25 protein-coding genes are annotated in these 26,018 nt (G+C 47.8%); 13 read left to right on the top strand and 12 right to left on the bottom strand.

Annotation, left to right across the window (positions count from 1 at the left end; translation table 11 throughout):
- Positions 1–20: 20 nt before the first annotated feature.
- From gcvPA to glyS, 5 genes are read left to right on the top strand one after another with little or no spacing between them, the layout of a single operon-like run.
- Complete coding sequence (gcvPA, locus tag AS006_RS01125) at positions 21–1,334, top strand: aminomethyl-transferring glycine dehydrogenase subunit GcvPA (RefSeq protein ID WP_101512732.1); 1,314 nt, start codon at positions 21–23, stop codon at positions 1,332–1,334.
- Positions 1,331–2,791, top strand: coding sequence for an aminomethyl-transferring glycine dehydrogenase subunit GcvPB (gcvPB, locus tag AS006_RS01120; RefSeq protein WP_101512546.1), 1,461 nt, complete (start codon positions 1,331–1,333; stop codon positions 2,789–2,791). The genes gcvPA and gcvPB overlap by 4 nt, the downstream gene beginning before the upstream one ends.
- Positions 2,757–3,143, top strand: coding sequence for a RidA family protein (locus AS006_RS01115; RefSeq protein WP_101512545.1), 387 nt, complete (start codon positions 2,757–2,759; stop codon positions 3,141–3,143). The genes gcvPB and AS006_RS01115 overlap by 35 nt, the downstream gene beginning before the upstream one ends.
- Before the next feature lie 3 nt (positions 3,144–3,146).
- On the top strand, positions 3,147–4,007 hold the full coding sequence (locus AS006_RS01110) for a glycine--tRNA ligase subunit alpha (protein WP_015918964.1): 861 nt from the start codon (positions 3,147–3,149) through the stop codon (positions 4,005–4,007).
- Positions 3,988–6,000 carry a glycine--tRNA ligase subunit beta gene (glyS, locus tag AS006_RS01105; RefSeq protein ID WP_101512544.1) on the top strand — a complete coding sequence of 671 codons (2,013 nt, stop codon included), beginning with the start codon at positions 3,988–3,990 and terminating at the stop codon, positions 5,998–6,000. The genes AS006_RS01110 and glyS overlap by 20 nt, the downstream gene beginning before the upstream one ends.
- Here glyS and fliI read toward each other — a convergent pair.
- The 4 genes from fliI to fliF are packed head-to-tail and all read right to left on the bottom strand — an operon-like array spanning position 5,983 to position 10,581.
- Positions 5,983–7,299 carry a flagellar protein export ATPase FliI gene (gene fliI / locus AS006_RS01100; protein WP_101512543.1) on the bottom strand — a complete coding sequence of 439 codons (1,317 nt, stop codon included), beginning with the start codon at positions 7,297–7,299 and terminating at the stop codon, positions 5,983–5,985. The two genes, glyS and fliI, sit on opposite strands and share 18 nt — an antisense overlap.
- Positions 7,259–7,966 carry a FliH/SctL family protein gene (locus AS006_RS01095; protein WP_101512542.1) on the bottom strand — a complete coding sequence of 236 codons (708 nt, stop codon included), beginning with the start codon at positions 7,964–7,966 and terminating at the stop codon, positions 7,259–7,261. The genes fliI and AS006_RS01095 overlap by 41 nt, the downstream gene beginning before the upstream one ends.
- Before the next feature lies 1 nt (position 7,967).
- Complete coding sequence (gene fliG, locus AS006_RS01090) at positions 7,968–8,975, bottom strand: flagellar motor switch protein FliG (RefSeq protein ID WP_101512541.1); 1,008 nt, start codon at positions 8,973–8,975, stop codon at positions 7,968–7,970.
- 4 nt (positions 8,976–8,979) lie between these two features.
- Positions 8,980–10,581, bottom strand: a complete 1,602-nt coding sequence (gene fliF, locus AS006_RS01085; protein WP_101512540.1) for a flagellar basal-body MS-ring/collar protein FliF — start codon at positions 10,579–10,581, stop codon at positions 8,980–8,982.
- A 34-nt stretch (positions 10,582–10,615) separates the two neighbouring features.
- On the opposite strand from fliF, the gene AS006_RS01080 reads away from it, so the two are divergent.
- Both AS006_RS01080 and AS006_RS01075 read left to right on the top strand, forming a co-directional pair.
- Positions 10,616–11,458, top strand: coding sequence for an energy-coupling factor ABC transporter ATP-binding protein (locus AS006_RS01080; RefSeq protein WP_101512539.1), 843 nt, complete (start codon positions 10,616–10,618; stop codon positions 11,456–11,458).
- The gene (locus AS006_RS01075) at positions 11,455–11,688 is read left to right on the top strand and encodes a S4 domain-containing protein (protein ID WP_101512538.1); all 234 of its coding nucleotides are present in this window, start codon (positions 11,455–11,457) and stop codon (positions 11,686–11,688) included. Before AS006_RS01080 ends, AS006_RS01075 begins: the two co-directional genes overlap by 4 nt.
- Here the strand turns inward: AS006_RS01075 and AS006_RS01070 are convergent.
- The gene (locus AS006_RS01070; protein WP_101512537.1) at positions 11,657–12,364 is read right to left on the bottom strand and encodes a biotin--[acetyl-CoA-carboxylase] ligase; all 708 of its coding nucleotides are present in this window, start codon (positions 12,362–12,364) and stop codon (positions 11,657–11,659) included. The two genes, AS006_RS01075 and AS006_RS01070, sit on opposite strands and share 32 nt — an antisense overlap.
- A gap of 50 nt (positions 12,365–12,414) precedes the next feature.
- On the opposite strand from AS006_RS01070, the gene AS006_RS01065 reads away from it, so the two are divergent.
- The 6 genes from AS006_RS01065 to AS006_RS01040 all read left to right on the top strand — a co-directional run bounded on the left by AS006_RS01065 (position 12,415) and on the right by AS006_RS01040 (position 17,603).
- The gene (locus AS006_RS01065; RefSeq protein ID WP_101512536.1) at positions 12,415–13,353 is read left to right on the top strand and encodes a D-cysteine desulfhydrase family protein; all 939 of its coding nucleotides are present in this window, start codon (positions 12,415–12,417) and stop codon (positions 13,351–13,353) included.
- Entirely contained in the window at positions 13,353–14,027 is a 675-nt protein-coding gene (locus tag AS006_RS01060) for a DUF554 domain-containing protein (RefSeq protein WP_101512535.1), read from the top strand. The genes AS006_RS01065 and AS006_RS01060 overlap by 1 nt, the downstream gene beginning before the upstream one ends.
- Before the next feature lie 68 nt (positions 14,028–14,095).
- Positions 14,096–14,569 (top strand): NAD(P)H-dependent oxidoreductase subunit E, encoded by a 474-nt coding sequence (nuoE, locus tag AS006_RS01055; RefSeq protein WP_101512534.1) that lies wholly within the window; start codon positions 14,096–14,098, stop codon positions 14,567–14,569.
- Positions 14,566–16,203, top strand: a complete 1,638-nt coding sequence (nuoF, locus tag AS006_RS01050; RefSeq protein ID WP_101512533.1) for an NADH-quinone oxidoreductase subunit NuoF — start codon at positions 14,566–14,568, stop codon at positions 16,201–16,203. The genes nuoE and nuoF overlap by 4 nt, the downstream gene beginning before the upstream one ends.
- 58 nt (positions 16,204–16,261) lie before the next feature.
- A complete protein-coding gene (locus tag AS006_RS01045) occupies positions 16,262–17,122 on the top strand; it encodes an AEC family transporter (RefSeq protein ID WP_101512532.1) in 861 nt (286 codons plus the stop codon).
- 4 nt (positions 17,123–17,126) lie between these two features.
- On the top strand, positions 17,127–17,603 hold the full coding sequence (locus tag AS006_RS01040; protein ID WP_101512531.1) for a metallophosphoesterase: 477 nt from the start codon (positions 17,127–17,129) through the stop codon (positions 17,601–17,603).
- On the opposite strand, the gene murC is transcribed toward AS006_RS01040, so the two are convergent.
- From murC to AS006_RS01005, 7 genes are read right to left on the bottom strand one after another with little or no spacing between them, the layout of a single operon-like run.
- On the bottom strand, positions 17,555–18,928 hold the full coding sequence (murC, locus tag AS006_RS01035; protein ID WP_101512530.1) for a UDP-N-acetylmuramate--L-alanine ligase: 1,374 nt from the start codon (positions 18,926–18,928) through the stop codon (positions 17,555–17,557). The two genes, AS006_RS01040 and murC, sit on opposite strands and share 49 nt — an antisense overlap.
- Positions 18,925–19,944, bottom strand: a complete 1,020-nt coding sequence (gene murG, locus AS006_RS01030; RefSeq protein WP_101512529.1) for an undecaprenyldiphospho-muramoylpentapeptide beta-N-acetylglucosaminyltransferase — start codon at positions 19,942–19,944, stop codon at positions 18,925–18,927. Before murG ends, murC begins: the two co-directional genes overlap by 4 nt.
- Positions 19,941–21,032: an FtsW/RodA/SpoVE family cell cycle protein gene (locus tag AS006_RS01025; protein WP_101512528.1), complete on the bottom strand. Its 1,092-nt coding sequence runs from the start codon at positions 21,030–21,032 to the stop codon at positions 19,941–19,943. The genes murG and AS006_RS01025 overlap by 4 nt, the downstream gene beginning before the upstream one ends.
- Positions 21,029–22,327: a UDP-N-acetylmuramoyl-L-alanine--D-glutamate ligase gene (murD, locus tag AS006_RS01020; RefSeq protein ID WP_101512527.1), complete on the bottom strand. Its 1,299-nt coding sequence runs from the start codon at positions 22,325–22,327 to the stop codon at positions 21,029–21,031. Before murD ends, AS006_RS01025 begins: the two co-directional genes overlap by 4 nt.
- Complete coding sequence (gene mraY / locus AS006_RS01015; protein ID WP_101512526.1) at positions 22,324–23,232, bottom strand: phospho-N-acetylmuramoyl-pentapeptide-transferase; 909 nt, start codon at positions 23,230–23,232, stop codon at positions 22,324–22,326. Before mraY ends, murD begins: the two co-directional genes overlap by 4 nt.
- Complete coding sequence (gene murF / locus AS006_RS01010) at positions 23,229–24,512, bottom strand: UDP-N-acetylmuramoyl-tripeptide--D-alanyl-D-alanine ligase (RefSeq protein ID WP_101512525.1); 1,284 nt, start codon at positions 24,510–24,512, stop codon at positions 23,229–23,231. Before murF ends, mraY begins: the two co-directional genes overlap by 4 nt.
- Complete coding sequence (locus AS006_RS01005; RefSeq protein WP_101512524.1) at positions 24,509–25,981, bottom strand: UDP-N-acetylmuramoyl-L-alanyl-D-glutamate--2,6-diaminopimelate ligase; 1,473 nt, start codon at positions 25,979–25,981, stop codon at positions 24,509–24,511. The genes murF and AS006_RS01005 overlap by 4 nt, the downstream gene beginning before the upstream one ends.
- Positions 25,982–26,018 lie beyond the last annotated feature (37 nt).

The raw sequence follows: 26,018 nt of genomic DNA, 5'->3' as shown, positions 1-26,018 counted from the left end.
TTTCCGGAGGTGTATAGATGTTGAAACATCCCTACATTCCTCATACGGAAGAAGATATACGTGAGATGCTTGACTTCATAGGAGTTTCATCGATAGACGATCTGTTTTCTGAAGTTCCAGTTTCTACGAGGTCTTCTCTGAATCTTCCAAAATCTCAAGATGAGTTCACCGTTTTCACTCATCTCAAAGGAATTTCTAAGAGGAACGCAGATCTTGAAGAATACACCGTTCTTCTTGGAGCGGGTATCTACAAAAGATACGTTCCATCGGTCGTTTACGATCTTGCCATGAAGCCAGAGTTCCTGACGGCCTACACACCCTATCAGGCGGAGATTTCCCAGGGAACACTCCAGGCACTCTTCGAATACCAGACCATGGTCTGCGAGTTGACAGGAATGGAAGTGGCAAATTCTTCCATGTACGATGGGGCAACCGCTCTTGCCGAGGCTGTTTTGATGTGTTTTCGCCTCACGGGAAAAGAGAAAGTTCTTGTTGCAAGATCTGTCCATTCGGAGTACAGAGAAGTTCTCGGAACTTATCTTAAAACTCGCGGTTTCAGGATAGACGAAATAGGTTACGATGACACAGGAAGGGTCGTCCTCGAAGATATCGACGATGAAACGGCGGCTGTGGTGGTTCAGTATCCAAACTTCTTCGGGGTGATAGAGGATCTTGAGTACGTGAGGAAAAAAACGCAGAATACCATGATGGTGGTCGTTGTGGAGCCTGTTTCGCTGGCGATTCTGGAACCTCCTGGAAACTTCGGAGCAGATGTTGTCGTAGGAGAAGGGCAATCTCTTGGTATACCGATGTGGCTTGGGGGTTACTCTCTTGGAATCTTCGCCACAAGAGAAAAATACGTCAGACAGATGCCCGGAAGGTTGATAGGAGAAACCGTTGACGCAGAAGGGAACACTTCTTACACGATGATCCTTCAAACAAGAGAACAACACATAAGACGTGCAAAGGCCACCTCCAACATCTGTTCGAACCATGCCCACGCTGCTTTGATCGCAGCTGTGTATCTCAGTGTGATGGGACCGGAGGGCTTGAAAGAGGTGGCAAAACGCTCCTACGATGCGGCGCACTACCTTCAGGAGAAACTGGAGGAAAGAGGTTTCAGAAAGAAATTTTCGGGGGATTTCTTCAGCGAGTTTGTTTTCGAGGTTCCCGAAGACTACCCCGAAAGATGGAAGAAGATGATGGAAAAGAAGATTCTTGGTCCTCTGCCTCTGGAAAGGATGTATCCTGAGCTGGGCAGCGTTGCCCTTGCGTGTGCCACAGAGATGACCACCAAAGATGACATCGAAAGGTTTCTGGAGGCGATGAGATGACGATATTCGATAAATCAAAAAAGGGAAGAAGGGCTTTCACCCTTCCAGAAAAGAGTGTTCCGGAGTACTCTCTTCCTGAACGATTTGTTCGTCGGATGCCTCTGAGACTGCCAGAGGTGAGCGAGCCCGACGTTGTGAGACACTACACAGAACTTGCCCACAAAAATTATGCGGTAGATGTGGGAATATACCCGCTTGGTTCGTGCACCATGAAGTACAATCCCAAGTTGAACGAAAAGGTGGCGAATCTACCGGGTTTCAGAAACGTGCATCCATACCAGCCTGAAGAAACGCTTCAGGACTGTTTGCAACTGATGTACGAATTGAAAGCGATGCTGTGTGAGATCACCGGAATGGATGACATGACGCTTCAACCTGCGGCAGGCGCTCACGGTGAACTCACTGGCATGCTCATAGTGAAGAAGTTCTTCGATGACAGAGGGGACACGAGAAGAAGAAAGGTACTGGTCCCAGACTCTGCCCATGGGACAAATCCTGCATCTGCTTCCATGGTAGGTTTTGAGGTAGTAGAGATAAAGAGTAAAGATGGCATGGTGGACGTGGAGGATTTGAGAAAGCATCTAGACGATGAGGTTGCAGCCGTCATGCTCACAAATCCCAACACGCTCGGTCTCTTCGAAAGGGATATTTTGAAGATAGCAGAGTTGACTCACAACTGTGGAGCACTCCTTTACTACGATGGAGCAAATCTCAACGCCATCATGGGTAAGGTGAAGCCGGGTGACATGGGGTTCGATATCGTTCATCTGAACCTTCACAAGACGTTTTCCACACCACATGGTATGGGGGGACCCGGCTCAGGGCCCGTCGGCGTGAAGCGGCATCTTGTCGACTTTCTACCGTTTCCAAATGTGGAGAAAGAAGAAGATCGTTACAGACTCACCGTCCCGAAGAAGACCATAGGGCGCGTGAGGAGTTTCTTCGGAAACTTTCCTGTTCTTGTCAAAGCTTACAGTTACATCCTGATGATGGGAAGAGATGGCCTTGAAAAAGTCAGTGAAATGGCCGTTTTGAATGCGAACTATTTGAAGAAAAAGATTTCCAGATTCTTGAGGGTGCCCTATGACGGTTTCTGCATGCATGAATTTGTAGCCAGTGCCGAAGAGGTGTTCAAAAAAACAGGAGTTAGAACCCTGGACATCGCAAAGCGGATTCTGGACAATGGGGTCCACCCACCGACGGTGTACTTCCCGCTGATAGTACCAGAAGCCCTCATGATAGAGCCAACCGAAACAGAGAGCAAGGAAACACTGGACAGGTACGCAGAGATTCTCGAAAAAGTGGTCAAAGAAGCGTTCGAAAATCCGGATGTTCTGAAAAACGCACCTCACAGAACCCCCGTTCGAAGGGTGAACGAAGTGCTCGCCTCGAGAAAGCCTGTTTTCAGATGGAGGGGAGAGTATGAAGCGGGTGATCGAAACCAACAGGGCACCTAAGGCCATAGGCCCCTACTCTCAGGCGATAGTTGCCGGTAACATGATGTTCGTCTCCGGACAGATCCCCGTGGATCCCGAAACGGGTGAGATCGTTGAGGGTACGATCGAAAAGAAAACAGAGAGGGTTCTGGAAAACTTGAAGGCGATCCTTGAGGCCGGAGGATTTTCCCTGGAAGACGTGGTGAAGGTGACGATATTCACCACCAGTATCGAGCATTTCTCGAAGGTCAACGAGGTGTACTCACGTTACTTCTCCTCGCACAAACCCGCCAGATCCTTTGTGGCGGTTGCCCAGCTTCCAAAGAACGTGGAAATAGAAATAGAGGCCATAGCCGTGAAGGAAGGGGAGTGAGGGATGTATCTTCAGGATGTGATAATGAAATTAAACGAGTTCTGGGCCTCCAGAGGATGCCTTCTTGAACAACCGTACGATCTCGAGGTGGGAGCGGGAACCTTTCATCCTGCAACCTTCTTCGGCAGTTTGAGGAAAGGTCCATGGAAGGTTGCCTACGTTCAGCCAAGCAGAAGGCCGACTGATGGAAGGTACGGGGAAAATCCAAACAGATTGCAGAGATACTTCCAGTACCAGGTGATCATAAAGCCTTCCCCCGAGAACTCTCAGGAACTCTATCTTGAATCACTGGAGTACCTGGGAGTGAACCTCAGAGAGCACGATATCAGGTTCGTAGAAGACAACTGGGAATCTCCTACGCTTGGTGCCTGGGGTGTTGGCTGGGAAGTGTGGCTGGATGGCATGGAGATCACGCAGTTCACCTATTTCCAGCAGATAGGAGGAATCTCGCTCAGGGAGATCCCCCTTGAGATCACCTATGGGCTTGAAAGAATCGCCATGTATCTTCAGGGGGTCGACAACGTTTTTGAAGTGAAGTGGAACGAGCACGTAAAATATGGAGATGTCTTCCTTGAAAACGAAAGGGAGTTTTCCTTCTTCAACTTCGAAGAGGCAAACGTGGAACTTCTGTTCAGACACTTCGATGAATTTGAGAGTGAGTTCTACAGGCTCATAGAAAAAAAGCTCTATCTTCCCGCTTACGACTACGTTTTGAAGTGTTCCCACACCTTCAACCTTTTGGACGCTCGAGGGGCGATAAGTGTATCCCAGAGACAGACGTACGTGAAGAGGATTCAGGCGATGGCACGAAAGGTTGCAAGAGTTTTCCTGGAGGTGCAAGAGCATGAGAACAGCCCTGCTTGAGGTTGGACTCGAAGAACTTCCAGCGAGTGAATTTTATAACATTCTGGAACAGCTCGAAACGAGAACAAGGGAGTTGTTGAAAGCGAACAGAATCCAGTGCGATTCGATAGAGGTGTTCGTCGGCAGCAGACGGTTCGGAGTGCTCCTTCGTGGTCTCTCAGAAAGGCAGGAAGGTTTCGTGGAAGAGAAGAAAGGGCCTCCACTGAGTGTGGCTTATGACTCAAAGGGTGCTCCCACCAGGGCACTGGAAGGATTTTTGAGAAAAAACAACGCCACCGTTGAGGACGTCGTGGAGAGGGATGGTTACGTCTACATATCGAGGAAAATAGAGGGAAAAGCCGTCGAAGAGGTACTCCCTGAAATCTTTGAATCTCTCGTGATGGGGATGAATTTCAAAAAGCCCATGAGATGGGGAACAGGAGAGTACGAGTATGTGAGACCCGTTCACTGGATCGTCGCCATGCTGAACGACAGGGTTTTAAACCTCACTCTCTTCGGTCTCAGGGCTTCACATTTTTCCTATGGGAAAAGGTACCATTCTGGTTCTCTGGAGATAAACACTCCGGACGAGTATTACGATGTCCTCAGATCGGGATACGTGATAGCTTCTCATAGAGAAAGGAAGAAAAACGTTTTGGAACAGTTGGAAGATTTTGAAAAGAACTACGGAATGAAGGTCGAACGTGATGAAGATCTCATCGATGAGATCGTTGCGATAACGGAGTATCCAACGATTCTTGTGGGGCGGTTTGACCAGAAGTATCTCGAACTTCCAGAGGAGATCATCGTCACAGCTGTGAAACATCACCAGAGGGCCTTCGTCGCTCATAAAGATGGACTGACGAACTTCTTCGTGGCGTTTCAGGATGGTCCCCAGCCTTCTGAGAACGTTGTCAAAGGGTATGAGCGTGTGATAAACGCTCGTCTGGAGGATGCCCGTTATTACTTCCACAAGGATCTGGAGATGTCTCTTGAGGAGATGAACGAAAGGTTAAAGGGCATCGTCTTTCAGGAAAAACTCGGCACGTTGTACGACAAAGTGGAGAGGATTGTGAGGATCTCAAGAAAGATATGTGAGGATCTGAAATTTCCTGAAGATTTCACTGACAAAGTGTTGAAAGTAGCATCGGTGTGTAAAGCTGACATCGCTTCAAAGGTAGTGTACGAATTTCCAGAACTTCAGGGAGTCATGGGAAGAATCTACGCTTTGAAGGAAGGAATGGATGAAGAACTCGCGTTTGCCATCGAAGATCATTACTCTGAGACCCCAGAAACCGTAATAGGGTCAGTGCTGGGGATGGCGGATAGACTGGACACCATCGTGGGCAATTTTGCGATAGGAAACATCCCCACAAGTTCGAAGGATCCGTACGGATTGAAAGGTAAAGCGGACACCGTTTTCAGGATAGTGAGGAAGAACGAATGGGATGTCTCACTCGAAGAACTTTTGAATTTCGCAGCGTCCCTGGTCGGTTTCCGTCTTTCCAATGAGTTGGAAGAATTCTTTTCAAGCAGGTTCTACCAGTTCCTCATCAACGAGATCGGAGTATCCTACGATGTTGCAAGGGCGGTGAATCATCTGTGGAAAAGACCCCTGAGAGGAACACTCGCAGCGGAGGCTCTTCAAAAGATATCAGAGAGATCGGAGTTTCAGGATCTGTTCGTTGGATTCGAGCGTGTACACAACATAACGAAGAAACACGATTCCAGGGAATTCGATGGTGCACTTTTTGAGAAGGAAGAGGAAAAGAGACTGATGAACAAGTTCTTCGAGGTGAAGGAGAAGGTTCTAAAAGCCCTGGAAAGGCTGAACTACGAAGAGGCACTCCAATATTTGATAGAACTGAAACCGTATATCGACGACTACTTCGACAACGTCTTCGTGATGGTGAATCGGGATGATCTGAGGATGAACAGATTGGGATTTCTGAAGAACATCGACGAGCTTTTCATGATGATAGGAGACATGTCCCATCTAGTCAAGAGAACGTGAAGAAAGTTCAAGAAGCCTCTGGACGGTTTCTTCGAAAGAGGATTTCTCGAAGATTCCCTGTCTCAGGAACGCGTTGATATCCTCTTGCATTTCAATCACTTTGTCGACAAGAGGATTGGTTCCTTTTTTGTAAGCACCTATCTCTATCAGGTCTTTTGCTGACTCGTAAGAGGAAAGTAATGCCCTGAGGCGGTTTGCCGCCTCTTTGTGTTCTTCTGAGACCACGTCGTTCATCAGCCTGCTCACACTCGCCAGCACATCGATCGCTGGATAATGATTCGACTCTGCGAGTCTCCTTGAGAGAACGATGTGGCCGTCCACGATGGATCGGACCGTATCGGATATGGGTTCGTTGAAGTCATCTGCCTCAACGAGGACCGTATAGACGGCTGTTATACTTCCTCTGTCTGAGTTTCCTGCTCTTTCGAGTATCTTTGGAAGTCCTGCGAACACACTGGGGGGATAGCCCCTGGTAGTCGGGGGCTCTCCTATGGCAAGGCCGACCTCTCTCTGTGCCATGGCCCATCGGGTGAGTGAATCCACCATCAAGAGCACATCGTAGCCAAGATCCCTGTAGTACTCCGCTATGCTGGTGGCTGTGAGAAGGGATTTCACCCTGGTGAGGGCTGGTTGATCGGAAGTGGAAACCACAAGGATAGAACGCTTCAAACCTTCCTCTCCGAGGTCTCTTTCTATGAATTCCCTAACTTCTCTTCCTCTCTCACCAATCAGCGCAAGTACACACACGTCTGCCGTTGTGTTCCGTGCGATCATACCAAGAAGTGTGCTCTTTCCAACCCCACTACCTGCGAATATCCCGATTCTCTGGCCCTTTCCTATGGTGATGAAGCCATCGATTGCCCTGACACCGACTGAAAGAGGATCCTTTATTCTTTTTCTTTTGAGAGGATGTGGTGGTGAGTTTGTCAGGGGGTATCGCGCTTCTGGAACGAAGGATCTTCCATCGAGTGGTCGGCCCAGTCCGTCGAAGACCCGACCGATCATGTTTCTGCCCACACCGATTTCCAGCACTCTGTTTGTTCTTATCACCTCGCAACCCATCTTCAGTCCTGAGACGTCTTCGTAGGGCATCAGAACAACGTTCCCCTCTTTGAAGCCGACAACCTCTGCCAGGGCGTTCTTTCCGTTCTGCAGGGAGATCTTGCACATCTCCCCCAGAAACGCATCGGGTCCGTGCGATTCGACGGTGAGACCGACAACACGTGTCACTCTTCCGTTGAAGCGATTGAAGTCCTCTTCATTCAGTCTCCTCTTCAATTCTCTGAGAAGATCTTTCAAAACCCACCACCTCTTCGAATATGTCCTCGACCAGCCTCCATTGGTAGGAGAAAGTCTTGTCCAGAACACCGTACTCCGTCTCGAGGATCACTCCGCCCTTTTCGACGTTGGGATCCGGTATCACCTGCTTGCCTTCCAACTCTTTCAGATCGACTTTATCCAGATCCTCCGGATGTATTCTTATCCTCACATTCTCGATACCGGCCACTTTAGAGAGAGCGGACCTGAGTTTTCTCTCCACCACGGACTCGTCCATTTCCTTCTCGAGAATCTTTCTGAAGAGCACCCTGAGAACCTCAACGATGTCGGGAAGGATCTCCTCCAGTTTTTGGTGGATCTGCGTTTGAATCTGTTTTTTCAGCGAGAGAATGTACTCGGAGAACTTCTGTTTTTCCTTTTTCTTTTCTTCTAGTAGTCTTTCCGCTTCGAGTTTCAACCTCTCCGCTTCTTCTGAAGCGTTCTTCAATATTTCTTCTGCCCTTTTTTCTGCCTCTTCTAATATCTTTCGGGCCTCTTCTCGGGCCTGGGAGATGATCTGTTCTTTGATCCTGTTGAGCTGTTCCCTTGGATCTTCTTTGACCTCTCTGGACTCTTTGGACTCTTTCTCCTCTGTTTTGATCTTTTTTGGAAGGTCTATGTAGAATATCTCGTCTCTTCTGAGGAGCATGTTACATGATCAACTCCTCTCCACCGCCCCTTGCTATTACGATTTCTCCTGCCTCTTCGAGTCTTCTGATCACGTTTATGATCTTCTGTTGGGCTTCTTCGACGTCTTTTATCCTCACGGGGCCCATGTATTCCAGTTCGTCTTTGAGCAGTGCGGCTGCCCTCTTGGACATGTTTCTGAAGATCTTCTCCTTCAATTCATCTGAGGCACCCTTCAGGGCAAGGGCCAGATCCCGCGTATCAACTTCTCTCAGGACGAGTTGGATCGATCTGTCATCGAGTTTGAGAATATCTTCGAACACGAACATTCTCCTTCTTATCTCGTCGGCAAGTTCGGGATCTTCCTGTGCCAGTTTGTCCATTATGTTTTTCTCTGTACTTCTGTCTATGTTGTTCATGATTTCGGCTGCAGTGTCCACTCCTCCTACTTTACTGAAAGTCTGGCTCACAAAGCCGGATATTTTCTTCTCGAGATTCTTCTCGATCTCCTTCACAACCTCCGGCGATGTTCTCTCAAGAAGGGCGATTCTCTTCAAAACCTCACTCTGCAGATTCTCCGGGAGGGCTCCCAGTATCTGGGCGGCGACTGGTGGATCAAGGTAGCTCAGAACGACCGCTATGGTCTGAGGATGTTCTCCCTGAAGAAAGTTCACAAGCTGAACAGGATCCGTGTCCTTTATGAAACTGAAGGGCTTCACCTGAAGAGAGGCAGTCAGTCTTTCTATGATTTTTCGGGCCTTTTCTGGTCCAAACGCTTTTTCTAACACTCTCTTTGCGTACTCTATGCCACCCTCTGAGATCATCTCCTTTGCCTTGGCAATGTTCAGAAACTCCTCTAACACCTGTTTCTTTTCTTCCTGGGAGACCTTACCTATGTTTGCTATTTCCACCACCAGCTGTTCTACCGTTTCCTCATCGAGATGTTTCATCACCTGAGCGGCTTTTTCTGGTCCAAGCGCCACCAAAAGAACGGCTGCCTTTCTCTTCCCATCCATTTTTCTTTCGGGCATGATATCATCCCCTCTCGAAGAACCACAGACGGACTATCTCAGCGATATCAGCGGGTGATCGGATGAAGATGTTCTCCAGCTCTTCTATGAGTTCCATCAGTTCCTTCTCTTCGGGTAAGAGTTCTTTTTCTTCTTTCATCTCTTCCTGGAGGACTTCTTTTATCTCTTCTTCGAGCTTTCTTCTTCTTTCTTCTGCCAGTTTTCTGGCCCTGATTCTTCGGATCTGCACTATCAGGATGTACACGAGCAGAAAGGTGAGAAAACCAAGGATGGCGATTCCAAGCGAGTACATGGTGAACCTCTTTCTTGCCTGAAGCTGCTCCAATTCCCTCTGCAGGGTTCTTTCAATCGTTCTGTCGAAAGGCAAGAACGCCACCGCAACGCTCAAAGAAGCGGAAGAGGTGACAGAACCGATCCCCTTCTCCACCAGGTCGTTTATGATATTGTTCCAGTTGTTGTTGCTTTGAAGAACTGTGGAGGAAGCGTCGATTATGACAGCAACAGAAAGAGACGATATCTCCCCTTCGTGGTTCTGAAGGATCTTCTGATAGATCTCGTTCAACTCGTAGTTGGTGATGGTGTGGGTTCTCTCGTATGTACTCGTTCCCTCGCCGCTCACGGATGGATAGCTAAGAGGAGGTATATTCGACTCAGTTCCGACTTCACCGCCACTAACAGGCAGATTTTGGCTTCTTTCAGTCTCTGTCTCCTGACTTCTGACCAGTCCTTCTCTTCTGGCCGGTGCTTCGTACCTTTTCATTTCCGTTTCTATCTTCGTCCAGTTCAGAGAAACATCGGGAATCACCTCTACCCTTCCTGGACCAAAAACGCTCTCAAGTGCTTTCTTCAACTTGTTTTCGTAGTATTTCTCAAGTTGCTGTTTCAGTTCCAGTTTACTGGACGCCAAAAAGGTTCCTTCGTCACTTTCCAGCATGTCACTGAGCGATCTGGAGTAGTTGTCCACCACTCTTACATTTTCTGGTTTCAACCCCTCAACGGCTCCCGAGACGAGTTCAACGATTCCTCTTACCTGCTCTCGTGTGAGCTCAGCACCGGGTTCCAGCACAACGAGGACGGAGGCACGTGGTTCAGCCATCTCTCCGCGGACGTAATAGGTGTACTTCGGCAAAACCAGGTGGACCCGGGCGTCTTTGACTCCCCTGATGGTCATGATACTTCTTTCAAGTTCCTGTTGTAGAGCGATCTGGTATTTCACCTGTTTGTCAAAGCTGGTGGCCCCGAACGAGTTTTCGCTGAGTATGGAGAAACCCCGTCTTGTTCCTCCAAGTATTCCTTCGGAAGCGAGTTTCATTCTCAACTCGTAGACGTTGTATTTGTCGGAGATGTAAATGTCTCCACTTGGGGAGACTTTGTAGAGAATGTTCATCTCTTCGAGTTTCTGAATGATCGTTCCCGCCTCTTCTTCGCTGAGGCCAGCAACAAGGAGTCTGTAGTGTGGGGTGGCGGCTATTATTGCAAAGAGAACGATAGATATTATGAGGGCCGCTGCGATGCCCCCTACCAGAAATCTTCTTTCCCGCGGCATGGAGTTCCATAAATCGGAGATCTTCTTCCAGAGATTTTTGATTTGCTCGAAAAGATTCATCCTTCTGTTCACCTCTCGTTAAATTTTACCACGTATGTGGCTGAAGAGACGGTCGGTCTTTGTTATAATTTTCAACATGAAGATCGAAGTCGTCAACGTCACCTATGTCTTTTACCGTGGAACCCCTTTGGAGAGAATCGCACTCAGAGATATCGATCTTGCGATCGAGGAGGGAGAGTGTCTCCTCGTTGCTGGAAACACCGGATCTGGAAAATCCACCCTCCTTCAGATCATTGCGGGTTTGATAGAGCCTACCGGTGGACAGGTGCTGTACGATGGAAGACAGAGAAAGGGTTACGAGGTGAGAAAACACATAGGCATAGCGTTCCAGTATCCAGAAGATCAGTTCTTTGCAGAAACTGTTTTCGATGAGATCGCTTTCGCTGTGCGGAACTTTTACCCTGATGAAGATCCCGTTCCCTTCGTGAAGAGAGCGATGGAATTTGTTGGGTTGAACTTCGATGAGTTCAAGGATAGAATACCCTTCTTTCTATCCGGAGGTGAAAAGAGGAGGGTCGCCATTGCCTCTGTGATCGTGCACGAGCCGGACGTTCTAATGCTTGATGAACCGCTTGTGGGACTCGACAGGGAAGGAAAGGGCGATCTTTTGAAGGTAATAGAGAAATGGAAGAGACTGAAAAGAACGGTTGTCATCATCTCGCACGACATAGAGACGGTGATAAAGCATGTGGATCGTGTGGTGTTTCTGGAAAATGGAAGAAAGATCTTCGATGGTTCAAGAGAAGATTTTTTGAGAGAAATCGATGTTCATTACCTCACGACCAGGTTGAAGACGATGAGAAGGCTTCTTCTATCGGGTGAAGATCCTTTTTCGATGGGAGATGAAGAGTTGATAGACAGGGTGTATCGGATATGAGGCTGGATGTGTTCCTGAAGATCTCGGTCGTAAAGAGAAGGACCGCTGCACAAAAACTTTTGAAGGGACAGATGGTTCTGGTGAATGGAAGACCGGCCAAAGCCTCTTACGAGGTGAAAGACGGTGATGTGGTGGAGGTGTTCCTTCCCACAAAGAAGGTGAAACTGAGAGTGGTGGGAAACGGAGGGTACGAAATTCTCAGTGAAGAGAGAGTGAATAGACCTTCCTGACACCTTCATCGGTTTCGACGAGCAGATGATCTGGCAGGATTTTCAGGATCTTTCCTCTCTTTTCCTGGTTGTTTTCTGAAAAGGTAACGATGTTTCCTTCCTTCTGGAGCAGGTGTCTTTTCCAGATCCTCGTCAGTGCCTCTTTTTTCCTGGTGTATTTTCTGAAAAGCATCCGGGCATTTTTCAGTATCAATCCCAGTAGTTTCATCAGAGGTATTTCCCTACCGAGGATTTCCTTCAGACTGACCGCCCTCGTTTTCAGTTCATCCGGAATTTCGTTGTTCACATTCATACCCACTCCCACAACTATCGCCAGCGGCTTTTTTCCTTCGAAGATCCCCTCTGTAAGAATTCCTGCGAGTTTTCTGCCGCGTACGTAAATGTCGTTTGGCCATTTTATGTCCGCATGAACTTTGAAGGTCTCCAGTGCTCTCACAACAGCAACGGAAAACACCCTGGTATAGAAGGTTGTGTCTACCTGTTTTCTTGGCTTGAATAGTACGGAAAACCACAGACCACCCTTTGACGAATACCATTTTCTTTTGTTTCTACCGTATCCCGAAGTTTGTTCCAGGGCAACTACAACCGTTCCACTGGGGTATTTTGAGAAATATTCTTTCAGAAATCGGTTCGTGGAATCTATCGTTTCAAACGAGATGATCTTCTCTCCGATCATTTCAACATCCCTCCGTGTTACAATTCTAACAAACGAAAGGAGGGGTGGTTATGAGAATCGATCTTGCCATCAAGCCAACTCCCGTTCAATTTTTGAGGAAAATCTCGGCAGAGTACGGATTCGATCTCTACATCAAAAGAGACGATCTCACAGAGCTTCTTGGTTCTGGAAACAAGATCAGAAAACTTGAATACCTGATGGGAGATGCTCTGAAACAGGGAGCGACAACAATTTTCACCTGTGGGGGTCTTCAATCGAACCATGCCAGGGCAACTGCGTACGTTTCCAAAAAACTCGGGCTAAAACCCGTTCTGTTCCTCAGAAAAGGTGAAAAAGTCTTGAACGGAAATCTCCTGCTGGATATGCTCCTTGGAGCAGAAATCGTGGAGGTATCTTCCGAAGAGTACGATAACATCGACGAGATCTTTTTGGAGTACAGGAAAGAGAGGGAAAAGAGGGGAGAAAGAGTCTACATCATACCGGAGGGAGGATCGAACGCCCTGGGAGCCCTCGGTTATTTCAACATGGTGATGGAGTTGAAGGATCAGATTGATGTAGAATCGTTCGAGGCAATCGTTTGTGCCGTGGGAAGTGGTGGAACGATAGCGGGAATCTCGACAGCTCTTTCTTTCCTGGGCTATCGTGTACCGGTGATCGGTGTGAACGTCACAACGAAAAATGCAGATTACTTCGTTGAAAAAGTGAAGAAGATCGTTAGGGATATGGAAAAACTCGGCGTGGAGGTGAAAGAACCCAGATTCGAGATAGTGGATTCGTTCAGAGGACCGGCCTATGCCGTTCCTTCCGATGAAGATGTGAACGTTATAAAGGAGATCGCAGCGAAGGAAGCGATCGTTCTTGACCCAGTATACACCTCGAAGGCCTTCAGAGGAACACTGGAGATGTTCAGGTCTTCTGGAAAGAAGATTCTATTCGTCCATACAGGAGGAATATTCGGTGTGTTCGCGCAGAGCGGGAGGTTGGCATGATGTTCCACTACGCCGTCATTTTGAACTCTCTTGGTGTACTTCTTGGTGCTTTTATCGGTGCTATATTCAAGAGGAAGATTCCTCAAAAGCTCCACGAAATTCTTTTCACGGTGATTGGGCTCACCACCCTGGGAATAGGTGTGCGCATGATCATCCAGGGAAACGACTTTTTGTTGATACTGCTTTCTCTTGTCGCTGGAGGAGTAATTGGAGAGCTTTTGAGAATCGAGGACAGAATAGAAAACCTCGGCAGAAGGTTTAAAGATTCTCGTGGATTTGCAGAGAGTTTTCTTGCGTCTTCTTTGCTTTTTCTCGTTGGTCCAATGACGATCATCGGTTCTATAAACATAGGGATCTCTGGAAACGCCGAGTTGATACTCATAAAGACGGTCCTGGATACCGTTTCCGCCGTTGTACTCACGGCAACCCTGGGATCGGGGGTATTTCTGTCTGCTTTTTCCGTGTTCATCGTTCAGGGGTTGCTGGTTGTCTTTGCACGAAGTCTCACTTTCCTCACTGGTGACGTCTTCATAGCCGATTTCGTTGGAACAGGAGGAATCATGATACTTGGCCTTGGAATAAGGATCCTCGAGCTGAAAAAAGTGAGGGTGGGAAATCTTCTTCCAGCACTCGTTCTGATACCGTTCTTTGACTGGTTGAAGAACCTTTTCTGAATGTGCGGCTAGAAGTGGTATAATTTTCTATGAATAATTGTGAAATTTTTGACGAAGGGGGAAGGTACATGAGGAAAGCAGTAGTTGAGATCATCCAGAAGGCAAAAGAATCGGCGGAAGAGAGAGATATCCTGATAAACACCCTTCACGAGATCCAGAAGCGTTTCAAAAACTTCATACCACCCGAGGCAGCCGAAATCGTTTCGGAAGAGCTCAACGTTCCCCTCTCAAAGGTCTACGAAGTGCTCACCTTCTACACGATGTTCTCCACAAGGTCGAAAGGAAAGTACGTGATCAGAGTGTGTGAGAGTCTTCCGTGTCACGTGGAAAACGGAAGAGAAGTGGTGAAGGCGTTGAAAGAGATCCTGAAAATAGACTTCGGTCAGACCACTCCCGACAACATGTTCACCCTTGAGATGACAAGCTGCTTGGGACTTTGCGGTGTGGCACCTGTGATCATGGTGAACGACGAGTACTACGGAAACATGACACCGGAGAAAGTGAAGAACCTCATAAACAGATTGAGAGGTGAAGAAAAATGAAACCGATCACCGTTCTCATTTCGGTGGACTCCAACAGTGTTCTGATGGGGGCACGTCACTTTCTCAATTACCTGAGAGATCTTGTCAGAAATCACAATCTGTCGGATTTTGTAGACGTGCTGGAAACGGGAAGCATGGGAGTTTATCCTGAGGGTGTGATCGTTTCCATTCTTCCGGATGATGTCTACTACGTTGTAAAGAGTGAAAACGATGTGAAGAGGATCTTCGAAGAACACATATTGAAGGGAAGAAGAATTCTAGATCTTGAGGTATCGAGAGATCAGATAAAGGGAACAGTGGAGGCGGAAAAGGTATCGGAAGAAACACGTATCGTCCTGAAGAACGTGGGAGAAATAGATCCCACGCGCATAGAAGAGTACATAGCAAGGGACGGATACTTTGCCCTCGCAAAGGCCCTTCAGATGAAACCGGAGGAGATAATAGAAGAGGTAAAGCGGAGTGGTCTCAGAGGAAGGGGTGGTGCAGGATTTCCAACGGGCTTGAAGTGGGAGTTCACCTACAAGGCTTCTTCCGATCAGAAGTACGTTCTCTGTAACGCGGACGAGGGAGAACCCGGTACCTTTAAGGACAGGCTCATCATGGAGGGAGACCCGCATTCCCTGATAGAGGGCATGATCATAGCAGGATATGCAGTTGGAGCGAGAAAGGGATACATATACATCAGGGGAGAGTACTACAGTTCCATCGAGATCCTGAAGAGGGCGATAGAGCAGGCTTACGAGTACGGATTTTTGGGTGAAAACATCCTTGGAACAGGCTTTTCTTTTGATCTGAAGATCAGACTCGGCGCCGGTGCTTATGTGGCGGGTGAGGAGACCGCACTGATAGAGTCTATAGAGGGAAAGCCCGCGCGTCCCAGACTGAAGCCTCCATATCCACCGACCTCAGGCCTTTTTGGAAAACCCACAGTCGTGAACAACGTCGAAACCTTCGTGAACGTTCCAAGGATCATTCTGAACGGAGCGGACTGGTTCAGGAAGTTCGGCACGGAATCGTCGCCCGGCACCAAGGTCTTTTCACTTGTGGGAAACGTGGTGAGGAAGGGGATCGTAGAGGTACCCATGGGTGTAACGGTCAGAGATTTGATCTTCAAATTCGGCGGAGGTGTGGAGAAAGGAAGGAAGTTGAAACTGATTCAGACAGGAGGAAGTGCGGGAACGTTCATAGGTCCCGATAAGCTCGACGTACCTCTGGATTTCGATTCGTACGCAAAATACGGCGTTTCTCTTGGTTCTGGTGTCATACTCGTTGCGGACGAATCACACTGTGCGGTGGATCTTGCACTCACCGTCATGAGGTTCTTTGAACACGAATCCTGTGGTAAGTGTACACCGTGCAGGGAGGGTACGAGGATCGCCGTTGAAATTCTCGAGAGAATAAGCAGGGGAGAGGGAAGGAAAGAGGATCTGGATCTTCTCAGAAAGGTGGCAGAAAACGCGGGTGAAACATCGTTTTGTGGGCTTGGCCAGAGCATCCCGGTGCCGCTGCTTTCGATCGTCGACAACTTCGAAGACGAATTCAGAGTACACATTGAATCTAGGGAGTGCCCTGCGGGCGTTTGTGAATTCAAAAAGAAAAAAGCCACGAGAAAGATAAGTGTCAAGAACAGATAAAGAGGGCGCCAAGAAGGCGCCCTTTCTGTTTGATAAAATTCTACCAGGGGTGCAGTGAATGGAGTTTTCAATCGTGATACTGATTGGGTACCTGACGAAGAGATTCTTCGAGAAAGAAACGGGAAAGATCCTGTCGAAGCTGGTGGTGAACTTCACCCTGCCGGCGGCCGTCTTTTACAGTCTGACCACCGCGCGGTTTCACTTTTCCAAGTTTGCCTTCACAGCGACTGGGGTGCTGAGCAATCTGGTTTTGATTTCGGTTGCATTGCTCGTCTTTTCAAGAATAGAGGATCCGAGAGTGAGGATTCCCATCGTTTTGTCTTTTGTGGGGTTCAACACGGGTTTGTTCATGTACCCTCTGGCCGAAAGCCTCTGGGGAGTCGATTCTGTTGTGAATTATGCTCTCTTCGATCTGGGAAACTCTTTTTTCATATTCGGGGTGGGCAAAGCAGTGGCGGAAAGATCAGGTGTGAAGGGAGTTCTGAAAGTCTTTGAGTTTCCGCCCTTTCTTGTTCTTATGTTGAGTTTGACCCTCAACCTGTTCGGGTTTTCTCCTCCGGGGATGGTCCTCAAAGTTGCACAGACGATAAAGAACGCCAACGCTTTTCTGGTTTTCTTCCTCGTTGGATATTACCTGAGTTTCAAGTCGGTCTTCAGGAAGGCCCGGTTGATAGCGGTGGCGGGTGCTGTGAAGTATCTTCTGGGATTCATCGTGTCTTTTCTTGCGGTAAGGATGTTTACACTCTCGTCGTTTGAAAAGATGAACCTGTTTCTTTCTCCGCTTCTTCCATCTGCCATTATGACTCTTGTCTACTCCATAGAGAAGGACTACGATTCCGAACTGGCGAGTGGGTTGATCACCTTCTCCACAATCGTTTCATCGGCTATCATCTTGCTGACAGATCGTTTCTGGGGGTGAGGTTATGTGGTTGATTTTGAGTGACTCCCACGATAACATGAAGGTTTTGGAAAAGGTTGAGAACCTGATCTTTGAGAAAAAGGTGAAGAGGATATTTCACTGCGGAGATTTTGTGGCACCCTTCGTTCTGGGAAAGCTCCTGAAAGAAGGAGTGGAATTTCACGGGGTGTTTGGAAACAATGATGGAGAAGTTCTGCTCCTTCACAGAAGAAGCGATGGAAGGATAGTGAAGCCACCCTCTGTTGTCGAAGCAGATGGCCTGAAGGTGGTGATGATGCACGAGCCCATTCTGATAGAAACCGTTGCAAATTCCCAGGAGTACGATCTGGTGCTCTACGGTCACACTCATCGAATCGATGTGAGGAAAGTGGGAAAAACCCTGGTTATCAATCCAGGGGAGCTATGTGGATATCTCACTGGAAGATCGACCGTTTACCTTTTCGATCCAGAAACGCGCGAAGGAGAGTTGGTGGAGCTCTGAAGCGCCTCCACGAACTTTTTTGAGTAGTGAACGATATCCCCTGCTCCAACGAACAAAAACACGGTGTTGTCTCTGGGAACGATAACGCTGTTCAGCCGAGAAAGATCATCCACAAATTTTGCCTCTTTTCCAAGGCCCAACAGTGAATCCCAGATGGTCTTCCCGGAGACGTTGGGTTTTCTTTCTTCGAACGCATCGTAGACTTCTGTCACTATCACCTCGTCCGCCAGCTGAAGTGCTCTTGCGAAGTTTCCATCTTCCCTTTCCAGACGCGAATAACGATGGGGCTGAAAGATCACCACGACTTTTTCGTTTTCGAAGACTTCTTTTGCCGTTCGAAGAAGGTTTTTAATCTCTTCTGGGGTGTGCGCGTAGTCATCGACCACGTATATGTTGTTCTCCGGGTCATGATACGATATCGAAAATCTCCTTCGAACACCAGGGAATTTTTCCAGAGCTTTCAGAATTTCTTCCAGGTCGTATCCCAGAGAATCGAAGAGGGCCACCAATGCCAAAGCGTTCAGTATGTTGTGAAAGCCTGGAATCTTGAGTTTCAGTTCCGCGTATCTCTTTCCGTTTTTTTCGACAATCGCTCTCTGGCCAAGGCGGGACGCACTTCTCATTTCCAGTGTGTACATTCCCTTTCTCACACCGAAAGTTACATCACCAAGATGTGATGTGATCTCGTCTTCAGCAAAGGTTATCACCAGATCTGAATTCTTGCTGATTCTTTCGAATGCGGCTCTGTACCTTGAAATCGAGCTTCCATAGTTTTCTAGATGGTCTCCTCTGGCGTTTGTGATGATCAGATAGTTCGGGGAAAATTCCGAAAAAGTCTCTTCACTCTCGTCGAGTTCGTACACAACAGGTCCTTTTCCACTTTCATAGTTACCGTGTTCCAGCGAATCCATGATCCCTCCGAGAAACACCGTGGGAGATCTGTTCAATTCTTTCAAAACGTGGGCGATCATGGCCGTTGTGGTGGTTTTCCCATCCGTTCCTGTGACAGCAAATTCTTCCCTGTTTTCCCGCTTGAGGATCACTTTGAAGTAAGAAAGCCTGTTTTCGACCGGTACGTTCTCTTTCCTTGCGCGGATTACCTCAGGATTGTCTTCGCGAACGGCCGGTGTTTTGACCAGGACATCCGGGTCGAACCAGTTTTCCTCAGAGTGAGGGATGAAGACGGATATTTTCAACTTTTTTAGATACGTGGTTCTTTCCGTTTCCTCTATGTTGGAACCATAAACTTCGTTCCCACTGAAAAATTCGTGCAGTGCAAGTGCGCTCATTCCGATTCCACCGATACCAACAAAGTGAATTTTCACCTTATCTCCCCCAGTATTTCTCTCGAGATTATCGTTGCAGGGTTTTCCTTCATCTTCTCTATTTTACCTTTTTTCATTGTTTTATCAATAGCCTCAATTATCTTCTGAGGAGTGGCTTCCTTTTCCCTCACAACGATCGCATAACCGAGCCTTTCAGCTTCCAGGGCATTTTCGAGCTGGTGTGATTCTGCCGAACCTTCCCAGGGTATGAGAACACCGGGCACTCCGTAGTAGATCATTTCACCTATCGTGCTCGCACCCGCTCTGGAGATGGACGCGTGTGCCTTTTTCCAGAAAGAAGACATGTTTTCTATGTAAGGATGCGCCGTGACGTTCGGAAACACAGAGAGCCTTTCTGCCCATCTCTGAGATCCCGTAGAGTGGACAAAACGAACACGGGAGATCCTGCGGTACACTTCCTCCATCAGGCTGTTTATCAGGTCACTCCCCAAACTTCCACCAAGAACAAGGACAAAGTCTTCCAGATTTACCTCCTCTTTTGTTTCTCTCACAGGACATCCTGTGAAGACGACCCTGTCCTCCCACTCTGTCATGAACTCTCTTGTTCTCTCGAAAGAGACGAATATCTTTCTAGCGTACTTTGCCACAGTTTTCACCGCAAGACCGGGTACCACGTTCTGCTCGTGCAAGAAGATGGGAACTCCCATGTTTTTTGCCGCAAGTCCCACAACTCCTGAAACGTATCCACCGGTGAGAACAATCACATCGGGTTTGAACCGGTGAAGTTCTTTTTTTACTTTCAAAATCGCGTTGACCACCTTCGCGCCCCGCCAGAAGTTCTTTGGATGGTAGAGTGGCCTGAAGAAGCCTCTAACGTCCAGGGTGACTACCTCGTACTCTGGATGTTGCTGTTTCACGACTTTTTCGTCTATCTTTCCCCTCACGGCAAAGAACAAAACTTTTGCTTCCACATCTCTGGAGAGTGTTTCGAGTATGGCAAGCAAAGGGTAAAGATGCCCGCCCGTACCTCCACCGGCGGCTGCCACCCGTATCATTCTCTTTCACTCTCCAGGATCATGTTACCGACTATGCCAAACCCTATCATCGTAGCAAGAAGAGAACTTCCTCCATAACTCACCAGAGGAAGTGTCACCCCTGTTACAGGGAAGATTCCAGATATAACACCGACGTTCACCATCACCTGAAGCATGGTCAGAATCGCAAACCCTGAAATGAATGTTTTAACAGAAAGTACAGGCTGCATTCTTGAGACCACTTTCACGAGGCTGTGTATTAATCCGTAGAAGGAGAAGAGAACCACACCAAGACCGATGTAACCAAGTTCTTCTCCAACTATCGCCAGTATGAAGTCACTGGTCACAACCGGAACAAAAAGCTTTTCTTCTCCCAGAACAAGACCCTTCCCCACAGCCCCCCCACTTCTTATCGCCTCAACGGCTCTCATCACCTGCTCTGAAACGTTTCCTTTCAGATAAGAAACGATTCTTTGCATCTGATAGCTCCTCAGGATGTTATCCAAAATCCCCATTTTATACGTGTAGATGAAGGAAATCACACCTATCAGGAAAAACGCCAGAACGTATACACCACGTGTTTCGGCAACGTAGAGAGTCAGCAAAACGGTGAGAAGAAGCAAAACAAAGGTGCTGAAATCTGGCTCCACGAGTATGAGAAAAAGAAACGGAGACACCAGAAGTAAAGGTTTCAGAAATCCCCTGAACAGACGTTTCATGTACAGCTGGTTTTTTTCAACATACCATGCCAGAAAGAGGATCGTGTATATCTTGACCAGTTCGGAAGGTTGAAAGGAAAAATAGCCAAGATCGATCCACCTGTGTGCTCCTGTCTCTCCACTTGGAAGAATCAGCACAACCACCAACAGTGCCAGGGAAAGGATGTATCCACCCACTATCACCTGTTTTGAGAAGAGTAGTCTGTGGTCGGTGTACAGAAAAACCACGAAGAAAGCAAGAGCCACCGTCAGTTTCAGAAGGTGATTCAAGATCACAGAACGCTCACTTGTGGGTCTTATGTAGTCCTGCACCATTTCGAAACTGCTGAGAGCCATGAAACCAACACACAGAAGGACGATTATAAAGAACACGAGGGATCTTTCGTTCAAGACTCACCCTCCTCTTTTTTGTATCTTTCGAAGATTTCTCTGAAATGTTCCCCCCTCTTTGCGTAGTTTTCGTACATGTCGAAACTGGCACCGCCCGGGCTGAACAGGACCACGTCTCCTTCTTCTGACACCTCGAATGCCTTTCTGAACGCCTCTTCCAGATCAGAGGCAGTGCTGTAAGGAACATCGTTCAGAAACGGTTTGAGATCTCTGTAAATCTCACCGAACACGATCAGATGTTTCACTCTGGGTTTTGCCCTCTCTATGAACACAGAGTAGTTTTCCTTTTTTCCGATGCCACACATTATCAAAACGACTCTGTCGAAGTTCGAAAGAGCCCCTAAAACAGCGTGGGTGGAAGTTGCCTTGGAATCGTTGTAGAAGGATCTTCCCTTTATCTTTCCGAGAAACTCCATCCTGTGAGGAAGGAGTTTGAAACTTCTGAGAGAGTCCAGAAATCCTTCTACATCACCGAAAAGTTCATTGTACAGAACGGAAACCGCCAGGATGTTCTCCTTCATCTGGTGCGGATAGGATCCTGGTAGTGGAAAACTTCTTCCCTGGAGGACCAATCTGTTTTCTTCAACGAAGGTGTCCTCTGTCCAAAACGGGATCTTTTTCGATTTCACTCTGCTCAGGTCTTCCAGAGTCTCTATGTTCTTGTTGTACACGAATGTGTCCTTCTCTTCTTGGAAGAAAGCGGGTTTCAATTTCGAGTTGAGATACTCTTTGAACGAAGAATGCCAGTCCAGATGATCCTCCGATATGTTCAAAAGTACAAACCTGGAAACTCGAGGTCTTTCACACCAGAAGAGTTGAAAACTGCTCATCTCCAGAACGTAATAGTCGTAATCTTCTCCGAGCGCCTCCACAGCGGGTGTTCCGAAGTTTCCACCCAGAAAGACCTTCAGCCCCTGATGTGAGAGGGCATGGTGCATTAAAGCAGCAGAAGTGCTCTTTCCGTTCGTTCCGGTGATGCCTATAACCTTTTCTTTGTCTGCTCTGTCCAGAAAAAACTGAAGTTCTGTGGATATGTTCACACCACCTGCAAGCAGTTTTTTGACGATGTCCGAGCGAGGTTTCACACCGGGACTGACGTACACGACATCACAGTCCAGAAGTTTCTCGGTGTTGCCTTCCTCCTCAAAATCAACGCCGCACTTTCTCAGATAACTCTTCGTATCGTCATCGAGTCTTTTCTCTTCGCTCACGAAGATCTCAACTTCCCCATTTTCCAGAAGATAGTCCAGAAGTGCTCTGTTGCTCTTTCCGAATCCAAGAAGACCTATCCTCATCCTATCACCCCGAAGGCCTCGAGGGCTATCAGAGAAGATATCAGATTGAAAACGGTGAAGACCGCCACGATCTTTTCTTCCTTCCAGCCGAGAAGCTCGAAATGATGATGAAGGGGTGACATCCTGAAGATTCTTCTTTTGAAGAGTTTGAAGGACAGAACCTGAAGGATCACGCTCAGTGTTTCAACAACCAGTATCGGGAAAAACAGGATCAGGTAGAACTCCGTCTTGGTGAGAACGGAGACAACACCCAGCGTCCCACCCAGTGCAATAGATCCCGTATCACCCATGAAGATCCTGGCTGGTTTAGAGTTGAAGATGAGAAAAGCCAGAACTCCCGCACACAGAAGGATGATGATGTTCTCTGAAAAACCCTTCTCTTTGAGAAAGAACCAGTACGGAATGGCTCCACTGATGTAGACCCATCCTGCAAGGCCATCGAGCCCGTCGGTCAGGTTCATTGCGTTCGAACTTCCCACGATCACGATCAGTGCAAGCAGGTAGTACCAAACGCCCATTTCCAGTTTGATACCGAAGAAATCGACGGCCATTTCTGGCCGGGCAAAAGCGATCACAACGGAAGCAGCGACGAGTTGAAGGAGAGCCTTCTGATACGCTCTCAGACCGGTGGAGTTTTTCTTTGCAATGCTGAGGAAATCATCGAGAAAACCTATGAGAAAGAACAAAAATGCTCCGGTGAGGATCACACTATTTTCTTTTAAAAGCGCGCCAAACAAAAGTCCGATCAGGACGAACAGAATGCCTCCCATCGTCGGTGTTCCTTCTTTGTATCCATGAAGATCGGGGCCTTCCTTTCTTATGTACTGTCCCACACTCTTTTTTCTGAACAGGTTTATCAGGAACGGATAGATCAGAAGGTTCAAAAGAAAGCTTGCTGCTATCATCCTTTTTTCAGCTCCCTTTCGAAGATCTCCAGAACTCTTTCTATTCTAACCGCTCTGGAGGCTTTGAAGAGCACAGCGTCTCCTTTCCTGACTTTCGTGGAGAGATCTCTGGCGATCTCCTCCGCACTGTCTGTTTCGAGCACCTTCTTTCTGGTTTTTATCCACCCCGCCTCGGGTTCCGTTGAAAACACGTACACACCATCCAGAGCATCGAGTTGTTTTCCAAGCATTTCATGAAGTTTCTTCGATTCCTCTCCAAGCTCTTTCATCGCTCCCACAACGGCGAACTTTCTGCCGGGGAATTTGAGAAGCGCCTCTATCGCCATTTGAAAGGCTTCTGGACTGGCGTTGTAGGTGTCGTCGATGATCCTCACTCCTTCCACTTCCTTCACGTTGAATCTCCCCGGAACGACCTTCAGGTTGGATAACTCGATAATGTCCACCTTCTCTCCAAGGATCCTCATGACACAGAGTGAGGCAGCGAGATTGAGAAGTTGTCCTCTGTTCCAGAACCCCGGTAATTTGATCGTGAAAGATGAACCGAACATCCGGTACTCAGAGATGGTGGAGTTTTCGTAGTACCACCAGTCTTCTAAAAAGACATCTCCACCCTTTGTTCCAAAGAACAACACGTTTTCTCTAAGAATTGGCACCTTCTTTCTCAGGTCGTCATCGTCAAAGAGTGTGACGACAGTAGAATCTTTCTTCGAGTGTTTTACGATTTCGAGTTTGGCTTCCATGATGTTTTCCCTGCTTTTGAAGAATTCCAGGTGGGCACTTCCCACGTTCAGCAAAACCGCCACGTCGGGGGGTGCTATACTACACAGATGTGCGATGTCCCCTTTTTTGTTTGCGGCCATCTCAAGAACAAGAATCTCCTCTCCACCGTACTCGTTCAGTATGGAAAGGGGAAGGCCATACTCCGTGTTCATGTTGCCGGGGGTTTTGAAAACACTCCTTTTTCTCTTCAGAAGTTCGTAAAGGATTTCCTTCGTTGTTGTTTTTCCGTTCGAGCCTGTTATTCCAATTATCGTTTTCGGAGAGACGTTCAATTTCAGGCGGGCAAGTTCTGCCAACGTTTCCACCGTGTTTTTGACAAGAACGATCCTGTCCGAGCGCATTACTGCTCTTTCTGCTATGACAGCATGAGCACCGCGTTTTAGAGCCTCATCTATGAAATCGTGACCATCGAATCTTTTTCCCTTTACAGCGACGAAAACGTCTCCTTTCTTCACCTCTTTTGAGTTCAGAACGAATCTTCTTCCAAGGAGCTCCTTCACTGGACGAATTTCCTCCCCCTCAATTTTTCTCTCAGTATCTCTTCAATCACCTCTCTATCATGGAACGGGATCTTCTTTTCGTCACTTATTATCTGGTACTTTTCGTGACCCCTACCGGCGACGACAACGGTGTCTCCCCTGTTCGCTATCGTGAGGGCTGTCTCTATGGCTTCCTTTCTATCGAAGAGCACAAGATAGGGCTTGTTCTTGTCCACCCCTTTTATCAGATCCTCCATTATTTGTTCTGGATCTTCACCTCTTGGATCGTCCGTCGTGAGTATCACCACATCTGCAAGTTCGGAAGCAATCCTCGACATCATGGGGCGTTTGCCTCTATCGCTGTTCCCCCCCGCCCCGAACACAACGATCACTCTTCCCTTCGATATCTTTCTGACGTTTTTTAACAGTTTTTCCAGGGCATCCGGTGAATGGGCGAAATCAACGATGACGTTGAAGCCCAATTTTTTTGCCGCTTTCACGACCTCAAATCTTCCTTCAACCCCCGTGAAACTCTCCAGGGATTCGGCGAGTTCTTTTGGATCAAACCCCAGTTGGTGAAGAGCGACTATGGCCGCTGCTGCATTGTACGCGTTGAAATCACCTATGGCTCTTGTGAAAACCTTCAGAAAGCCATCCGGCGTTTCCAGTACGAAGGATGTTCCCTCCCAACTCACTTCGATGTTCCCCAGTCTGTAGTTTGCATTTCTGGATGTACCGAAAGTGACCTTCCTTACCCTTCGATGAAGGGCATCGGACAAAGATTCGTTCAGAACGGCAAAACCATCGTCCTTCAAAAGATCGAACAGATGGAGTTTGGCCTTCAGATAATTTTCGAAAGTTCCGTGGAAATCCAGATGATCACGTGATATGTTGGTGAAGATGCCAACGTCGAACCTCACACCTTCCACTCTCTTCTGTACGAGTGCGTGGGAGGAAACTTCAAGGGCAAAGAACTTTCCTCCACCGTCTTTGTTTTCCTTCATGGCAGAGAGAACGGTGATCGCATCGGGAGTGGTGATATCTTCGTAATAGGTTCTTCCAAGAACGTTCTTTACCACTGTGGTGAGGGCGCTCCCCTTCACTCCCATCGATGTGAGCATGTGATAGATCATCAACGTTGTGGTTGTTTTCCCGTTCGTGCCCGTGATTCCGAAGGTGAGGGTATCCTTCCAGGGATCCTCGAAGAACAGACTCGCCAGCTTTGCTTCAAAGTACCTCGAATCGAAGACCAGGATGCTTGGAACATCGAAATTCACTTCTCTTTCCACCGCAACGGCCACAGCTCCTTTTTCGATTACTTCTGGAATTATCTCATGGGAGTCGAACTTTTCTCCCTTTCTGCAGATAAAAAGATCTCCTCTCTTTACCTTGGAAGTGTGGTTGGAGATTCCAGAGATTTCCAGATCCATAGGGGCGTTGACCTTCAGAATTTGATCTTTCAAAATCGAGACGATTGTTGATATAGTCATTATTGAACCACCCCTGAAGGAATTCTAACACCTTATT

The sequence above is a fragment of the Thermotoga sp. SG1 genome, from assembly GCF_002865985.1.
GTDB lineage: Bacteria > Thermotogota > Thermotogae > Thermotogales > Thermotogaceae > Thermotoga.
This window is presented reverse-complemented; position numbering and strand designations above follow the sequence as displayed.

What these genes read in the sequence shown, in the direction of transcription:
- murG (WP_101512529.1), bottom strand. Translation starts at nt 19,944, where the DNA reads ATGATACGGGTGGCAGCCGCCGGTGGAGGTACGGGCGGGCATCTTTAC.
- AS006_RS01045 (WP_101512532.1), top strand. Translation starts at nt 16,262, where the DNA reads ATGGAGTTTTCAATCGTGATACTGATTGGGTACCTGACGAAGAGATTC.
- fliF (WP_101512540.1), bottom strand. Translation starts at nt 10,581, where the DNA reads ATGAATCTTTTCGAGCAAATCAAAAATCTCTGGAAGAAGATCTCCGAT.
- murD (WP_101512527.1), bottom strand. Translation starts at nt 22,327, where the DNA reads ATGAGGATAGGTCTTCTTGGATTCGGAAAGAGCAACAGAGCACTTCTG.
- nuoF (WP_101512533.1), top strand. Translation starts at nt 14,566, where the DNA reads ATGAAACCGATCACCGTTCTCATTTCGGTGGACTCCAACAGTGTTCTG.
- glyS (WP_101512544.1), top strand. Translation starts at nt 3,988, where the DNA reads ATGAGAACAGCCCTGCTTGAGGTTGGACTCGAAGAACTTCCAGCGAGT.
- AS006_RS01065 (WP_101512536.1), top strand. Translation starts at nt 12,415, where the DNA reads ATGAGAATCGATCTTGCCATCAAGCCAACTCCCGTTCAATTTTTGAGG.
- AS006_RS01115 (WP_101512545.1), top strand. Translation starts at nt 2,757, where the DNA reads ATGAAGCGGGTGATCGAAACCAACAGGGCACCTAAGGCCATAGGCCCC.
- nuoE (WP_101512534.1), top strand. Translation starts at nt 14,096, where the DNA reads ATGAGGAAAGCAGTAGTTGAGATCATCCAGAAGGCAAAAGAATCGGCG.
- AS006_RS01060 (WP_101512535.1), top strand. Translation starts at nt 13,353, where the DNA reads ATGTTCCACTACGCCGTCATTTTGAACTCTCTTGGTGTACTTCTTGGT.
- AS006_RS01040 (WP_101512531.1), top strand. Translation starts at nt 17,127, where the DNA reads ATGTGGTTGATTTTGAGTGACTCCCACGATAACATGAAGGTTTTGGAA.
- AS006_RS01110 (WP_015918964.1), top strand. Translation starts at nt 3,147, where the DNA reads ATGTATCTTCAGGATGTGATAATGAAATTAAACGAGTTCTGGGCCTCC.
- AS006_RS01070 (WP_101512537.1), bottom strand. Translation starts at nt 12,364, where the DNA reads ATGATCGGAGAGAAGATCATCTCGTTTGAAACGATAGATTCCACGAAC.
- AS006_RS01075 (WP_101512538.1), top strand. Translation starts at nt 11,455, where the DNA reads ATGAGGCTGGATGTGTTCCTGAAGATCTCGGTCGTAAAGAGAAGGACC.
- mraY (WP_101512526.1), bottom strand. Translation starts at nt 23,232, where the DNA reads ATGATAGCAGCAAGCTTTCTTTTGAACCTTCTGATCTATCCGTTCCTG.
- AS006_RS01080 (WP_101512539.1), top strand. Translation starts at nt 10,616, where the DNA reads ATGTGGCTGAAGAGACGGTCGGTCTTTGTTATAATTTTCAACATGAAG.
- fliG (WP_101512541.1), bottom strand. Translation starts at nt 8,975, where the DNA reads ATGCCCGAAAGAAAAATGGATGGGAAGAGAAAGGCAGCCGTTCTTTTG.
- gcvPB (WP_101512546.1), top strand. Translation starts at nt 1,331, where the DNA reads ATGACGATATTCGATAAATCAAAAAAGGGAAGAAGGGCTTTCACCCTT.
- AS006_RS01005 (WP_101512524.1), bottom strand. Translation starts at nt 25,981, where the DNA reads ATGACTATATCAACAATCGTCTCGATTTTGAAAGATCAAATTCTGAAG.
- AS006_RS01095 (WP_101512542.1), bottom strand. Translation starts at nt 7,966, where the DNA reads ATGCTCCTCAGAAGAGACGAGATATTCTACATAGACCTTCCAAAAAAG.